This window comes from Domibacillus sp. PGB-M46 (assembly GCF_022668875.1).
GTDB lineage: Bacteria > Bacillota > Bacilli > Bacillales > Domibacillaceae > Domibacillus.
In genome coordinates, this window is record NZ_JAKGCR010000003.1 from 180664 (window position 1) to 196335 (window position 15672).

Here is a 15672-nt window from a genome sequence, read left to right on the forward strand (position 1 = left end):
TACACTGCTCAATACCTGCTTTTTTCGTATTTTTTAAAATTTTCGTTAGAAAATCTGACAATTCTAAACATTAAGGCAGATTTTATGGTATATTGAATTCATCGGATAAACAAAGTTGTTCAAAAATTAATAAATGAACAATAATGTATAAATAGAAAAGGAGGTACATAGAATGGAACTGATGATGCGTAACGTATTTCAATTCATTGGACAAAATCAATCGGCTAATAAATTAGCAAAGAAATATGGACTGCGTTTCGGTGCCGGCCGGTTTGTTGCCGGGGAAACAATCAGCACGGCCATTCAGGCGGTAAGAAAATTGAATGCAGAAGGCAAAGTAGTCACGCTGGACCATTTAGGTGAGTTTGTTTTTACAGAAGAAGAAGCAGCCGAATCAACCGCTATGTGTATCCAGACACTTGATGCCATTGCTGAAGCGGGTGTTACATCAAATCTCTCATTGAAGATGACATCGCTTGGTCTTGATATCAGTAAAGAGCTGTGCCTGCGGAATATGCGGAAAATTTTAGACCGCGCCGTACTTCACAATAATTTTGTCCGAATCGATATGGAAGATTACGCACATGCCCAAATCTCTCTTGATATTTACAGAGAGCTTCGCCTTGATTACGATAACGTCGGAATTGTCATCCAGGCTTATCTGTATCGTACAGAGCAGGACATTGCGGACTTAAACGAGCAAAGAGCCAATCTTCGCCTCGTAAAAGGTGCTTACAAAGAGTCACCGGAGGTTGCGTTTCCAGAGAAAAAAGATGTAGACGATAATTTCAAAAAAATTATCAAGCAGCATTTGCTGAATGGAAACTATGCGGCTGTGGCGACACATGATGAGGACGCTGTCGCTTACACGAAAGAGCTTGTCCGCACACATAACATTCCAAAAGAGCAATTTGAATTTCAGATGCTGTACGGGATTTGTGAGGATCTGCAAAACAAGCTGGTAGAAGAAGGCTACAAAGTTCGTGTATATGTACCATACGGAAATGACTGGTTTGGATATTTTACAAGACGGCTGGCAGAACGCCCGGCAAACGTCTGGTTTGTACTAAAAAACTTATTTTAATTAAAAGGAGACGGTAAAGATGACAACTACAATCGAGCGCACACCATTTAAAAACGAGCCATTCACAAACTTCGCGGATGAAGCAAACAAAAAAGCGATGCAGGATGCACTGGCAAAAGTAAAAAGTGAACTTGGCGGTACATTCCCGCTTGTTATTGGTGGAAAACGAGTAGAAACAGAAGAAGTACTAACATCTATTAATCCAGGGAACACAGATGAAATTGTTGGCTACGCATCAAAAGGAACCTCAGAGCATGCGGAAGCAGCAATGCAGGCGGCACTGGCAGCATTTGAATCATGGAAGCACACAGCACCGGCAGAGCGCGCTGAGTACTTATTCAAAGCGGCAGACTTGATGCGCCAGCGCAAGCATGAATTCTCTGCAGCGCTTGTATACGAAGTAGGGAAAAACTGGGCAGAAGCAGATGCAGATACAGCAGAAGCGATTGATTTCATGGAATTTTACGCACGTGAAATGATCCGTTTAAGCGAAACGAGCAAGCACCAGCCGCTAACACAGGTAGAAGGGGAAAAAACAGAGCTAACGTATATCCCACTTGGCGTAGGCGTTGTAATTTCACCATTCAACTTCCCGCTGGCGATTATGGCTGGAACAACGGTTGCTTCGATTGTGTCAGGAAACACAGTCATCTTAAAGCCGGCAGATTCTGCACCAATCGTTGCGGCGAAATTCGTTCAGCTGATGGAAGAAGTCGGCCTGCCGGATGGCGTCTTGAACTTTGTACCGGGCGATGGCATTGAAGTAGGAGAATACTTGGTAGAGCACCCGAAAACAAGATTTATTTCCTTTACAGGCTCTCGTGCTGTTGGCTGCCGTATTTACGAGCGTGCTTCAAAAGTACAGCCAGGCCAATTATGGCTGAAGCGTGTCATAGCTGAAATGGGCGGAAAAGACGGCGTCGTCGTAGATGAAACAGCTGATCTAGATGCGGCGGCAGCGGCAATCGTTGCTTCAGCATACGGCTTCCAGGGTCAAAAGTGTTCAGCGGGCTCCCGTGCGATTATCGTTGAATCTGTTTATGATGAAGTGGTTGAAAAAGTAGTCGCGCTTACGAAAGAACTTCAAGTGGGCCTTCCGGAAGAAAATGCATCAATCGGACCGGTAATTGATCAAAAATCATTCGATAAAATTATGGGATACATCGAAATCGGCAAATCAGAAGGCGTTTTAAAAACAGGCGGCCAAAAAGCGGAAGGAAACGGCTATTATATCGAGCCAACGATTTTTGCAGATGTAGATCCAAAAGCGCGTATTATGCAGGAAGAAATCTTCGGCCCCGTACTGGCAATGGCAAAAGCGGCAGACTGGAAAGAAGCAATTGCCATTTACAATGACACAGAATACGGCTTAACAGGCGGATTCTTCTCTAAAGAAGAAGATCGTTTGAGCTATGCACTCGAAAACATGCATTGCGGTAACTTGTATTTAAATAAAAAGTGCACAGGCGCTTTGGTTGGCGTGCACCCGTTTGGTGGATTTAATATGTCCGGCACGGATTCAAAAGCGGGCGGTTATGATTACCTTCTTCTTTTCACACAGGGGAAAATGCTGGCACGCAAGCTGTAAGAGTGAATCTCGAGCTGCCTTTCTGGCTTTTCAGGTCTTGAAAGGCAGCTCTTCTTTTATTAAAAGGGGGAGAAGGAGAAATGGATATCCAATTACTTATTCCAATTGGCATATACATGGTGGGGATGCTATTGATCGGCTACGCAGCGTACAAACGAACATCGAATTTATCAGATTACATGCTTGGGGGCCGCTCTGTTGGACCGGCTGTTACAGCTCTTAGTGCAGGCGCTTCTGACATGAGCGGATGGCTGTTAATGGGGCTTCCCGGGGCAATGTATGTACAGGGGCTGAGTGCTTCCTGGATTGCGATCGGTTTGACGATCGGCGCTTTTTTAAACTGGCTGTATGTCGCACCTCGTTTACGTGTGTACACGGAGATTGCGAACAATTCAATGACCATTCCATCTTTTTTGGAAAATAGGTTTGGGGACCGCTCTAATTTGCTCCGGCTGACATCCGGACTTGTCATTATCGTCTTCTTTACATTTTATGTATCATCAGGCATTGTTTCCGGAGGCGTGCTGTTTGAAACCTCGTTTGGGGTCGATTACAAAGTCGGTTTGTGGATTATTGCCGGTGTTGTCGTCGCATACACATTATTTGGTGGGTTTTTGGCCGTCAGCTGGACGGACTTTGTTCAAGGACTTATTATGGTAAGCGCTCTCATTTTGGTGCCGATCGTAACCATTATGGAAATTGGCGGTATCGGACCGGTTTTTAAAGAAATGAATGCGATGAATCCAGATCTGTTTAATGTCTTTACCGGGACAAGCGTTCTTGGCATCATTTCATTAATGGCATGGGGACTGGGCTATTTCGGGCAGCCCCACATTATCGTCCGCTTTATGGCGATTACCTCTGTGAAAGAGATTAAAAAAGCACGTAATATTGGCATGAGCTGGATGATTTTCTCGGTCGGCGGCGCCATGCTGACTGGATTCCTTGGTCTCGCTTATTACTCGCAGCAGCAGGGAGAGCTTGCCGATCCGGAAACCGTCTTTATTACATTGAGTGAAATTTTGTTCCATCCATTTATAAGCGGCTTTTTGCTGGCAGCATTGCTGGCGGCTGTCATGAGTACAATTTCTTCCCAGCTTCTCGTTACGTCAAGCTCACTGACAGAAGACATTTATAAAACGTTTTTCCGCCGGTCTGCATCCGACAAAGAACTCATGCTGATCAGCCGCGGTGCTGTGTTGGTGGTTGCTGTTGTGGCTGTTGGCCTGGCACTTAATAATAACAGTACCATTCTTTCGCTTGTCGGCTATGCATGGGCAGGCTTCGGCGCTGCATTTGGCCCGGTTATTTTAATGAGTTTGTATTGGAAACGAATGAACAAATGGGGAGCACTGGCTGGTATTATCGGCGGCGCTGTAATGGTTATCGTTTGGGCGAGCATTCCGTCTTTGTCAGGACTGCTGTATGAAATTATCCCAGGCTTCTTTGTCAGTACCGTCGCTGTCTGGGCAGTCAGCTTAATGACACCTGCGCCAAGCGCACAACTAACCCGCTCATATGAAAAATACGAGGAAACGGCATAAAAGAAAGGATGAATCCAATGATCGCGGCAGCAAAAACAGAGCAGCTTAATGTACTTGAACGTACACAACTTGTGATGGAGCAGGCACTGAGTAAAATGTCCTGCGGAAAAGACGTCTATGAATTATTAAAAGAACCGCAGCGCGTACTGACGGTCCGAATTCCAGTTCGCATGGATGACGGCACCACGACCGTTTTCACCGGCTGGCGCGCCCAGCACAATGATGCGGTGGGCCCAACAAAAGGCGGCATTCGTTTTCATCCGGACGTAACCGTAGAAGAAGTGAAGGCGTTGTCGATCTGGATGAGTATGAAATGCGGCCTGGCCAATCTGCCGTATGGAGGCGGAAAAGGCGGCATTCAATGCGATCCGCGGGCTATGTCGATGGGTGAACTCGAACGCCTCAGCCGGGGATATGTCCGGGCGATCAGCCAAATTGTCGGGCCGACAAAGGATATTCCGGCACCGGATGTGTATACCAATGCGCAAATTATGGCCTGGATGATGGATGAGTACAGCCACATTCGCGAATTTGATTCACCAGGCTTTATTACCGGTAAACCGCTTGTGCTCGGCGGTTCACTTGGGCGGGACTCCTCAACGGCTAAAGGTGTGACCATCGTCATGAAAGAAGCCGCTCGTCTTGCTGGTTTTTCTGTGCAGGGAGCGCGGGTGATCATTCAAGGCTTCGGAAATGCGGGCAGTTATCTGGCCCAGTTTCTTCATAAAGAAGGCGCAATTATCGTCGGTGTATCTGATGCATACGGTGCTCTTTATGACCCTGATGGACTCGATATCCCGTATTTGCTTGACCGCCGCGACTCATTCGGAACGGTTTCAAATTTAGTAGAAAACTGCATTACAAATGAAGAGATGCTGCAAAAACCATGTGATATTCTTGTGCCGGCAGCCATTTCGAATCAGCTGACAGCAGCCAATGCGCCTCACATTCAAGCGAAAGTGGTAGTGGAAGCGGCCAATGGTCCGACGACGCTGGAAGGAACGAAAATCCTCACCGAACGAGGCATCCTTCTTGTGCCGGATGTACTGGCAAGCGCCGGCGGCGTGATTGTCTCATATTTTGAATGGGTGCAGAACAATCAAGGCTACTACTGGACAGAACAGGAAGTAGACGAAAAGCTTGAAGCGATCTTAACGGCTGCTTTTACGAATGTATATAATACAGCCCAGAAGCATGAAACAGATATGCGCCTTGCCGCTTACATGGCGGGATTGAAGAAAATGGTTGAGGCATGCACGTACCGTGGATGGGTTTAATGAAGGAGCGCCCTTTGGGTGCTCCTTTTTTCTACTGAAAAAGATAGATAGAGGAGAAAGGAAGGGAAGGGGTACGGGGTGTCTTTTAAAATAGGCTTTCGCACGGTGAAAACAGCTGTGGCTGTGTCAGCAGCGATTGCCGCCGCAGGGTTTCTTCAGCTTGAGTTTTATGTATCGTCCGCAATCATTACAATCTTATGTGTACAGCATTCACGTCAGAAGTCACTTCCAAGCGCCCGTGACCGCTTTTTTGCCTGCATGCTGTAGATCCCGTTTTCGTTTGGCTTTCTGGACGTCGTTCCGCTCCATGAATCGAACGAAGAAATGGCAGATTGGATCGAATCATTCAGCTGTGGCAGCGAAGTAAAAGACGGGACCCCCCTCAGCCTGCCTGCCTTCTTCTTGCTATTTGGGAGATGAATCAGTTTATGGGCCAGCACCCCCGGTAGAAAGGACCCTTCCTTTTATGGTAAGTTAAATAAAAAGAGAAAGGGTTTTTTTATGGAACGCATCACCTTTCAGACAGTTCATCCGGACACAGCGGCGGCCGATGCAGGGCAGCAGCTGTCAAACTGCCATTGTATCGTCATTCAAAAAGGCGAAAATTATTATACAATCGAACAGCACGAAGCGGGCCTGCTTCCAGGCGAGGGCACCATTGGTGAATGGCTGGAGAGAAGCGGCTGGCTTCCATCATCAGCGGTTCAGGCCGAAGGAGAGGGCGATTGGGATTGGCGCCGGCCTGTCCTTTACGTACGGGACAACGGCATTGACCAGATCGTCACCCCGGCTATGCGGATCCGCCTTTTAACCGGGTATTTTCATACACTGGCCGAAACGATTAATGATTCCGTGACGGCAGTTGACAGAGAAGGAACCGTTCTTTTCTGGAATACAACGGCTGAAGAAACGTACGGCATTTCCCGGGAAAAAATTATCGGGCAAAAAATCGGTGACCATTTCCAGGCCGAGTCGGTTGTACTTAACAGTGTTCTTCAGCATGGCCAGAACATCCGGGGGGAATATCACCGTCCAAATGAGACCAACCACGTGCTCATTAACGCTTCTCCAGTTGTAGTAGATGGGAATATAGCCGGCGGCATTGCGACCGAGCACGATATTACCAATATGATGAAGCTGAATGACGAGCTCGATTCAGCGCTGCCGATGCATATACAGGCGAAAGATCCTTTTTCCTCTATTACGGGCAGTGATCCAAAGCTTGCGGCTTCTCTGGAAGCAGCGCGAAAAGCAGCGCACGCCAACATGCCGGTTCATTTAACGGGCGAGCCGGGCTCCGGAAAAGAAATGATGGCCCAGGCGATTCATTTCAGCGGCTCCAAAGCAGCCGAGCCGTTCGTTGCGATGAACTGCAGTGTGGTGCCGGAATCATTGCTTGAAATGGAGCTGTTCGGCTACGGAAACGACAGCCAGACGGGCAAGCTGAATCAAGCGTGGGGCGGCACATTGTTCATTGGAGACATCGACAAGCTGCCAGCACCGCTTCGGGACCGGCTGTTTGCTTCAACAGAGGACGTCCGGCTTATTACCGCCTCCAGCAGCCCAGTCGTACTTGACCAAACAATGGCGATCACCATTGACATTCCGCCGCTCCGAAACCGGAAAGAAGATATTCTGCCGCTTGTTGAAACCTTCTTAAAAGAGTTCAGTGCCAAGTACAACAAACCAATGGATACAATCAGTCCGGATGCAGCGCTTATGCTCACTGAGCACGAATGGCCTGGCAACGTACGCGAGCTCCGCAATGTCATCGAGCGCTGCGTCCTGCTTGGCGACGGGCCGGTACTCACCAAAAAGCACTTGCCGGAGGATATGGCCCGCCCCGCTAAAACTGATGAGGCGGCCGCCATCGAGCAGGCACTGCAAAAAACATATGGCAACAAATCCGCAGCCGCCACCCTGCTCGGCATTTCCAGAGGCACGCTTTACAACAAAATGAAAGAATACGGACTTTAATACAAGAGCCAGTTTCCTGCCGCGGCGGGGAGTTGGTTTTTTTATTTTTCGGCTCAAATAAACACCATTCCGGCCCAAAATAAAAAAATCCGGCCTAACAGTGCTTGGGTATATTCTTATTGAAAGGTAATATTTCCTTATAAACCGAAAATGTTAATAGTAAGGGAGTTAGTTAAAATGAAAAAAACAGTCCGTGTAGTAGGAGCAGTCATTGAAAATGAAAAAAGTGAAATTTTATGTGCATTACGTTCCCCGGACATGACCTTGCCAAACTTATGGGAGTTTCCAGGAGGGAAAATTGAAGCGGGCGAAACACCTGAAGAAAGCTTAAAGCGTGAAATCCAAGAAGAGTTAGCTTGCGAGATTGAAGTGGGAGAGAAAATTGAAGAAGTCATGCATGAATATGAGACAGTGATCGTGAATTTATTAACCTATCGCTCTCGTATTTTAAGCGGGCTTCCAACTCCCGAGGAGCATGCGGAATTACGCTGGGTCTCACGTGATCGATTGAATGATTTGGAATGGGCGCCCGCTGACATTCCTACTATTACTCAACTTATGAACGGATATTAATTCTGCTAAAGTAAGACCTCCAATGCTGAGTAAAGTAAAGGAACTCTACGACAAAGAGAGCACAGACCATGCTGCATTTGTGGCAAGGTCTGTATAGCTTTTATTAAGAGATAAAAAAGATAGTTTAATAGAATAGTTGCCAAATTGGTTTAACTCTATAGCTTTCCCCGTTTTTCTTCCATTTCCAGCACCTATAGGACTCCTCCAGCTAAGTTTCTCCCATAATTACATATATGAAATTATTACATTCAACAACTGTCTGAATAGTCATATTTCCATCTTTATATCATGTTATAATCATCCTAATATGGAACATAAAAAGAGGTTTGTAAGCGCTGCCTTTTTCAAAAAAAGAACATACGGGATTTATTTCTTTATAGGACCATTACGTTAAGCAGGAGGGCATCATGGAGATATTTAAAGGAAAGCCTGTTAATCAAAACTGTTGTACAAACGACGTCTCGACAGATGAAATGAAGTCTATTATAGATTTACATACATGGATGATTAAAACGCTCGCCAGTGGCGATTCACTGCAGACAACGATACAGGCACTGACATCGAAGCTTGAGGAGCATTTTCAACGGAAAACACACTGTTCTCTTTTAATGGTGAATGAGGAAAACAGGCTTGCTGTTGAATATGCACCGACCCTTCCTGAGGCGTACCAGCAGGCGATTCATCTTGTTGAAGCAGGTCCGACAATTGGATCATGTGGAGCTGCCGTCTGCCGGAAAGAAACCGTTATTTCTCCTGATATTGAGAATGATCCGCTTTGGAAAGATTTTTGCGAGGATGCCCTCCATTTTGGGCTCAAAGCCTGCTGGTCCAGTCCGATTCTTGTAGAAGAGCATGTTGTCGGTACATTTGCGGTTTACCACTCACAGATTTGCACACCTGCTGCGCATGAAATCGAGATGCTCGAAACGTGTGCCAGTCTGGCAGGGCTTGCGATTGAGCGGGACCGGCGGATCAAGCTGGAACGGCAGCTGCAGGAAAGCGAGCAGCGGTTTAAATCGTTGTTTGATTACTATCCTGACTCTGCTTATATTTTTTCACTGGAAGGACATTTTTTAGATTTCAACCAGGCATCGGAGCCGATATCCGGGTACAGCAAAAAAGAGCTGCTTGGGAAGAACTTTCTTCCGTTCATTGCCTCCCAAGATAGAGAAAGAGTATGGAATCATTTTAATGAGGCAAAGAAAGGCATTGTTCAGCACTATGAATGCAGGGTTGAGCATAGAAAAGGAAATCAGTTAATTGTAAGCTTGACCAATGTTCCAATTATGGTGAATGGCGCGGTTGTCGGTGTATACGGAATTGGCCGCGATGTTACCCGTGAGAAAGAATTGGAAGACAAATTAGTGGCAACTCATCAAGAAATGGAACACCTGTTTAAAAACCATTCAGGACTTATTTTTAAATATAAAAAGGAAAACGGACAGTTTATCCATACATTCGGAGAAGGACAGCTGCTCAAGCGGATGGGTTTAAAGATCGAAGAAGCGATTGGAAAAACGCTGTATGACTTTTTCCCGAAAGAGCTTGCCGAGAAAAAAGAGAAAATGTATCAAATAGGCTGGGAAGGAAAAGAAGCAGCCTATGAAGTGGGGACACACGATATTCACTATAAAGCGGTGTTGAACCCAGTTTTTAAAGATGGACAAGTCGTTGAAGTCATTGTCACATGCAATGATATTACAGAGCTGAAAAAAGCCCATGAAGAGCTGTGTAAAACGAAGGAGCTGCTGGAATCTTTCATAAATAATACAGCTGATGCGATCGTGACGGTAAACAGTAACGGCCAGATTACCTATGTGAACAAGGCGTATGTGGATTTATTCGGCTGGCGGGAAGACGAGCTGCTGGGCAAAGAGATTTCGAACGTGCCGGATCACTGTAAGGAAGAATTCACTCGTCTTGTACAGCTTACCTTTTCAGAGAAAAAGGTGAGCCAGTTTGAGACGGAGCGGCTAAGTAAAAACAGAAGGATCATTCCGGTTAGTGTGACACAATCTCCGCTTAAAGATAAGAATGGCAGGGTAACCGGAGCATCTGCCATCATCCGGGATATTAGCAAGCAGAAAAGGACAGAACGAGAGCTGGAGGAAAACAAGCAGCGTTACCAGTCGCTTTTCTACTACAATCCAGATCTTGTTTACAGTATGGATGTGAATGGTACGCTGCTCAATACAAACCTTTCGTTTCATCGAGTATTAGGCTACACGCCTGAGCAAGTGAAAGGGAAGGGATGGGAAATATTTGCAGGGAACCAGTCTCTTGATGAAATAAAGCAGTATTTTGAGAGGGCGTTACAAGGAACGCCGCAAAGCTATGAAACGGCCGGCATTCACCAGAATGGCCAGGAAGTAATGGTTCACGCGACGAATATGCCGATTATAGTAGACGGTCAAATTGTAGGCGTTTATGGAATTGCAAAGGATATAACCGAACAGAAGAAAGCACAGCTGGAAATTCTTTCGTTGAAGCAGCAAATGGAACTGGTACTGAATTCGGTTGGAGACGGTATTTACGCAATGAATGAAAACCGGGAAATTACTTTAATCAATCCGGCGGGTGCGAAAATGCTTGGTTATGACGCGCAGGAATTGTTAGGCAAAACGCCAAAAGAGACATTCCGTCATGTATATGAACTTGAACGTTGTATGCCGAATCATACGCTGCTTGATGGGAAAACCCGCTACGTCACAGACGAGCTTTTTTATAGAAAAGACGGTACGAGCTTTCCTGTCGACTATATCTGTTCCCCTATCCTGGAAAACGGAGAAATTCAGGGAGTTGTAGTTGCTTTTAGAGATATTTCAGAGAAGAAAATGGCGGAAGAATATCTTCTGAAATCAGCCAAATTAGAAATGGCCGGACAGCTGGCAGCGGGAGTGGCTCATGAAATTCGAAATCCACTCACCTGCATTCAAGGATTTATTCGATTATTGGAAGAAACGGACAAGCGTGAACCAGAATATTTCTCGATTATAAGATCAGAATTTGAACGGATTGAAGGCATTATTGGTGAATTTTTAGCCCTCGCTAAACCGCAGGCGCTGAACTTTCAGAAAAATGATATTGGGTTTATCCTTATGCAAACCGTCCATTTAATGAATGCCCAGGCGATTATGCATAACGTAGAGATTGTTACGATGATAGAGGAGGGTCTTCCTTTATTCCAATCCGATAAACATCAACTGAAGCAGGTGTTTATTAATGTGATAAAAAATGCGATTGAGGCCACTGCTTCTAAAGGAACATTGACCATTACCTGCAAAAAAACGAGCTCCCATCTTCATATCGAATTTCAAGACCAGGGAGAAGGAATTTCGCCGGAAAGAATTAAACATCTGTTTGAACCTTTTTACTCTACTAAAGAAAAAGGAACGGGCCTGGGGCTGATGGTAAGTTACAAAATCATCGAAGAGCATAAGGGAATGATGCGGGTTGAAAGTGAGGAAGGAAATGGGACAACGGTTCATATTCTTCTTCCTCTTGCATCCCGGCCGTTATAAAGTTTAAAAGACTTTGTGGCTTGTAAATAAAGGACTTTCGAACGTCTGTGTGGAAAAAGAATGATGTATAGAAGCAGTACCTTCCACCGGTTGCTGGAAGAATGAATATGAGAAACAGGAGTGATTAGAATGGCGGTTCAGCCATATTTAGTGTTTGATGGAAACTGCGAGGACGTTCTTTCTTTTTATGAAAATGTATTCGGCACAGAAGCAAAGCGAATGACATTCGGTGAAGCGCCGCCGCATCCCGATCATCCGCTGCCGGAAGAAGCGAAAAGCCGCATTATGCATGCGAATTTGGAAGTAGAGGGTACAACGCTTCTGTTTTCCGATACGTTTCCAGGTACGCCGTATGCACCGGGCAGCGCAATCAGCCTGGCGCTCGTTGGCTCGGATATGGACAAGCTGCGTTCTTATTTTGAAGGACTGGCTGTAGGTGGTACAGTGACGATGCCGCTGCAGGAAACGTTCTGGAGCAAGCTGTATGGGCAGGTCCGCGATCCATTCGGCATTGACTGGCAGATTAGCTACAGTGAGCAATAAGAAAAAACGTGCTCCGGCCCAAATTGGCCGGAGCACGTTTTTTAATTTTCGATAATGGTATATGTTTCGGGCTCGACGGCCTGCATAAGCGGCGTTTCTTTTCCTGACGAAAACAGGTGAAGCTCATGCATGGCGCGGGTGCAGGCGGTATAAAACAAGTTTCTCTCCCATTCCCGTCCGTATACATCTTCGGATATATTAAAAAGAAGAACCGCATCAAACTCAATCCCTTTCGCTAAATAAGCGGGAATGACAACCAGCCCCTGCTCAAATGTGTACGTTTCCTGGTCAAGCAGCTGAGCGGGAATGTGAGACGACAGCCACGCGTGTACACGCTGGCTCTCCTGCATCGTTTTACAGATCACAGCGATCGTCTGACGATGGCCTCCTTCAAGCATGGAGCGAATACGTGTTAACAGCTTTTGCTGAAGGTCTTCTTCATGGTTCGCATATGTTAAAGTCGGTTTTGTCCCTTCCCGGTTAAACGCTTCAATTTGTTCGCCGCCTTCGATCAATTGCCGTGTAAATTCAACGATCGGCCGGGTGGATCGGTAGCTGCGCGTAAGTGTAATTTTTTCATACGATTCCTTGTTGTCCGGTGTGTCTGTTAAAACCGATGATTCATTCAAAGCCTGCACAAAGATGGACTGGTTTACATCTCCCAGCAGTGTCATTTTACTGTACGGAAACAGCGTTTTTAAATATGCAAGCTGAAAGGGTGAATAATCCTGTGCTTCATCAATAAACACGTGGCGGATATGGGAAAAAGACTTTTTCCCTTTCAATTGATCTTGAAAATACAAATAAGCAGTTGCGTCTTCCCAGTCAAGTTTATTTTGGTCCAGTGTCTCAATTGTTTTTTCACAAACGGAAGCCCAAATAGGCGGGGCCGGCTGCGTACGTGTCTCGAACAGCTGCCGGAAATTGGCTCTTTCATCCACAAAGCCAAGCCGCTTTATCTTGTTTCTTAAAGGCTGGAATTGTTTGCGCACGACGCTTTTGCTTAAAATACGCCACTCCACGTCTACATCGTTAAAAGTGTCTTCTTCCTTCGATTGTTTTTTCTGGCGCGCCCGGTACGCGTTTAAAAAATCTTCTTTATCTAAAAGCTCTACTTCGTCCCGCACCCATTCTTCGTTTTGTTCAAGGCGCTCCAGTTTTTGAAGCTTTTTCAGCAGCCATTCCGATACAAGCTCTAACCGGTTCGGCAGCAGAATGGAAGTGGCTAATGTATAAAAATGCTCTCTTATTTCTTCCGAAGAAACGAGAACTTTATCTCGAAAGACAATATCGTGAAAAAGGAGGCCTTTCTGCGACAGGGAAGTGAGATAATCATCAATAATCTTTTTAAAATCGAGACTCGCTTTAAATTGGACAGATGCTGCTTCAGCAGGGTTCTCCTGCCCGGTTCCCTCCAGTAAAAACTGTTCCAGCTGTTCAAACGGGCTTTGAACGGTAAAGGCATTACTGATCCGGTCCTCTACATATTCTTTATAGGTTGTCTGGAGAATATTTTCCTCTCCAAGCTCAGGCAGTACCGTAGACACATAGCTATTGAACAGGGGGTTGGGAGAAAAAAGAAGCATATTTTCTGCCCGCAGTGTCCGGCGGTTGGCGTACAGCAAAAAAGCAATGCGCTGCAGCGCGGCCGATGTTTTTCCACTGCCAGCTGCTCCCTGCACGATCAGCGTCTGGCTTTTTTGATTGCGGATAATTTGATTTTGCTCCCTTTGAATGGTCGCCACAATATTTTTCATTTGTGCACTTGATTTTCCGCCCAAAACCGCCTGTAAAATATGATCGCCGATCGTCAAGCTTGTATCGAATTGGCCGGTAATCTCACCCCGCTGAATGATAAATTGCCTTTTTAGCGATATCTCTCCTTCAATCCGGCCTTCCATCGTATCGTAAGCGGCAGGCCCTGTTGTGTAATCGTAGTACATGCTTGAAATAGGGGCCCGCCAGTCATAAATTAAAAAATTCTCCTGTGCTTCATCCATTAAGGAAGCGATGCCAATGTAAATAGGTTCCGGCTTCGGTTCGCCGGATTCCTGGAAATCAATGCGGCCAAAATAAGGGGAACGACGCAGCCGGTCCAGCTTTTTCAGCTCGTTAAATAGCTGCCTGTGGCTTCTTTCTCTTTCCTGTAGCAATTCGGCCTGTTGCTTAATGCCGGCTTGTGTTTCGATGACATCATCTGGCTCGTCCATATTGACAGTTACATCTTCCCAAAAGTTTTTGCGAAGACCGATAATACCTTCTTTCAAAGAGCCTGTTTTTTCTTTAATGCCTTCTTCCTTTCGGTCGATCAGATCAATCACTTCGTTTACACGCTGCTGTTCTTTCAGCTGTTCTGTTTCCTGGTTCATTCTCCAAACACATCCCGTTTTTCAAAGTTTTGCCTTCTACTCATTCTATATCACCTTTTCATACTTTACTCAAACAACGTATGCACGGCTTGAACATAGTATTTCCAAAAAAACGGTCTGGATCGCATTCCGGGCAGTTTTATGATTCAATGAAAGGGAGTGTACATACTGAATAAGGGAGATGGTTTTTTGAAAACGTTACCGATTCAAAAGCATGGAGTAAACGCAAGCCGGCTTGTACTTGGCTGTATGGGATTCGGAGGAGGCTGGAGCCGTGACGCCATTACCGAGGAGCAGGTCAAGCAGGCACATGAAGCAGTGGATGCGGCACTTGAGTCCGGTATTAACTTTTTTGACCATGCGGATATCTATGCATATGGAAAAGCGGAGGAAGTATTTGGCCGTGTCTTAAAGGAACGTCCATCACTGCGTGACGACATTTTAATTCAATCCAAAACAGGGATTACGTTTCCGGATAAAGAAGCAGGGCTGCCGACACGCTACAATTTCTCAAAAGAATACATTTTAAACAGTGTCGATGGGATCCTTTCGCGGCTGGATACGACACACTTGGATACACTGCTTCTGCACCGGCCGGATGCGCTAATGGAGCCGGAAGAGGTAGCAGAAGCATTTCATCAGCTGAAATCATCTGGAAAAGTACGTTATTTTGGCGTATCCAATATGAGTGCCGGACAAATTAAGCTGCTGCAAAGTGCGATCAGTGACCGCCTTGTTGTGAACCAGCTGGAAATGAGCCTGCATAAAATCGGCTGGCTTGAATCCGGCGTGCATGTAAACCAGCCGGCATTTTGTGAAACGATTTTTCCAGAAGGCACGCTTGAATACTGCCGGATGGAAAACATCCAAATCCAAGCCTGGGGTCCGCTGGCACAGGGAATGTACTCGGGGGCGCCGCTTGAAGACAAACCGGAGGCAGTGCAGGAAACAGCCGCACTTGTAAAGAGAATGGCGGAGGAAAAGAACACGACTACAGAAGCGATCGTACTTGCCTGGCTGATGAAGCATCCGGCCATGATTCAGCCGGTCATCGGCACAACGAGCCCGAAACGAATTCAGGCTTCGGCAAAAGCAGTCGATGTAGAAATGAGCCGGGATGAATGGTATACCCTTTATGTCGCATCACGCGGCGTGAATTTACCGTAAAAAAAGCCTGCGTGAGGAGCGCAGGCTTT

At 46.1% G+C, this 15672-nt stretch carries 11 protein-coding genes; 10 read left to right on the forward strand and 1 reads right to left on the reverse strand.

Annotation, left to right across the window (positions count from 1 at the left end):
• Window positions 1–172: 172 nt before the first annotated feature.
• From L2D08_RS05025 to L2D08_RS05065, 9 genes are all read left to right on the forward strand, one after another.
• Window positions 173–1084: a proline dehydrogenase family protein gene (locus L2D08_RS05025; RefSeq protein WP_242232640.1), complete on the forward strand. Its 912-nt coding sequence runs from the start codon at window positions 173–175 to the stop codon at window positions 1082–1084.
• Between the two features lie 19 nt (window positions 1085–1103).
• Window positions 1104–2672, forward strand: coding sequence for an L-glutamate gamma-semialdehyde dehydrogenase (gene pruA, locus L2D08_RS05030; protein ID WP_242232641.1), 1569 nt, complete (start codon window positions 1104–1106; stop codon window positions 2670–2672).
• An 80-nt stretch (window positions 2673–2752) separates the two neighbouring features.
• Window positions 2753–4216: a sodium/proline symporter PutP gene (gene putP / locus L2D08_RS05035; RefSeq protein ID WP_242232642.1), complete on the forward strand. Its 1464-nt coding sequence runs from the start codon at window positions 2753–2755 to the stop codon at window positions 4214–4216.
• Window positions 4217–4233: 17 nt separating this feature from the next.
• Window positions 4234–5493: a Glu/Leu/Phe/Val family dehydrogenase gene (locus tag L2D08_RS05040; RefSeq protein WP_242232643.1), complete on the forward strand. Its 1260-nt coding sequence runs from the start codon at window positions 4234–4236 to the stop codon at window positions 5491–5493.
• Window positions 5494–5571: 78 nt separating this feature from the next.
• Window positions 5572–5760 (forward strand): aromatic acid exporter family protein, encoded by a 189-nt coding sequence (locus L2D08_RS05045; RefSeq protein ID WP_242232644.1) that lies wholly within the window; start codon window positions 5572–5574, stop codon window positions 5758–5760.
• 234 nt (window positions 5761–5994) lie between these two features.
• Window positions 5995–7470, forward strand: a complete 1476-nt coding sequence (locus L2D08_RS05050) for a sigma-54 interaction domain-containing protein (RefSeq protein ID WP_242232645.1) — start codon at window positions 5995–5997, stop codon at window positions 7468–7470.
• Between the two features lie 177 nt (window positions 7471–7647).
• Window positions 7648–8043 carry a (deoxy)nucleoside triphosphate pyrophosphohydrolase gene (locus tag L2D08_RS05055; protein ID WP_242232646.1) on the forward strand — a complete coding sequence of 132 codons (396 nt, stop codon included), beginning with the start codon at window positions 7648–7650 and terminating at the stop codon, window positions 8041–8043.
• A gap of 407 nt (window positions 8044–8450) precedes the next feature.
• Window positions 8451–11564, forward strand: coding sequence for a PAS domain S-box protein (locus L2D08_RS05060; protein ID WP_242232648.1), 3114 nt, complete (start codon window positions 8451–8453; stop codon window positions 11562–11564).
• Window positions 11565–11693: 129 nt separating this feature from the next.
• Window positions 11694–12107 carry a VOC family protein gene (locus tag L2D08_RS05065; protein ID WP_242232649.1) on the forward strand — a complete coding sequence of 138 codons (414 nt, stop codon included), beginning with the start codon at window positions 11694–11696 and terminating at the stop codon, window positions 12105–12107.
• Window positions 12108–12148: 41 nt separating this feature from the next.
• On the opposite strand, the gene helD is transcribed toward L2D08_RS05065, so the two are convergent.
• On the reverse strand, window positions 12149–14476 hold the full coding sequence (helD, locus tag L2D08_RS05070) for an RNA polymerase recycling motor HelD (RefSeq protein WP_242232650.1): 2328 nt from the start codon (window positions 14474–14476) through the stop codon (window positions 12149–12151).
• Window positions 14477–14665: 189 nt separating this feature from the next.
• On the opposite strand from helD, the gene L2D08_RS05075 reads away from it, so the two are divergent.
• Complete coding sequence (locus L2D08_RS05075; RefSeq protein ID WP_242232651.1) at window positions 14666–15643, forward strand: aldo/keto reductase; 978 nt, start codon at window positions 14666–14668, stop codon at window positions 15641–15643.
• Window positions 15644–15672 lie beyond the last annotated feature (29 nt).

Excerpts from the sequence above, each read along its gene's own strand:
- L2D08_RS05025 (WP_242232640.1), top strand. The coding sequence starts at position 173 with ATGGAACTGATGATGCGTAACGTATTTCAATTCATTGGACAAAATCAA.
- pruA (WP_242232641.1), top strand. The coding sequence starts at position 1,104 with ATGACAACTACAATCGAGCGCACACCATTTAAAAACGAGCCATTCACA.
- putP (WP_242232642.1), top strand. The coding sequence starts at position 2,753 with ATGGATATCCAATTACTTATTCCAATTGGCATATACATGGTGGGGATG.
- L2D08_RS05040 (WP_242232643.1), top strand. The coding sequence starts at position 4,234 with ATGATCGCGGCAGCAAAAACAGAGCAGCTTAATGTACTTGAACGTACA.
- L2D08_RS05050 (WP_242232645.1), top strand. The coding sequence starts at position 5,995 with ATGGAACGCATCACCTTTCAGACAGTTCATCCGGACACAGCGGCGGCC.
- L2D08_RS05055 (WP_242232646.1), top strand. The coding sequence starts at position 7,648 with ATGAAAAAAACAGTCCGTGTAGTAGGAGCAGTCATTGAAAATGAAAAA.
- L2D08_RS05060 (WP_242232648.1), top strand. The coding sequence starts at position 8,451 with ATGGAGATATTTAAAGGAAAGCCTGTTAATCAAAACTGTTGTACAAAC.
- L2D08_RS05065 (WP_242232649.1), top strand. The coding sequence starts at position 11,694 with ATGGCGGTTCAGCCATATTTAGTGTTTGATGGAAACTGCGAGGACGTT.
- helD (WP_242232650.1), bottom strand. The coding sequence starts at position 14,476 with ATGAACCAGGAAACAGAACAGCTGAAAGAACAGCAGCGTGTAAACGAA.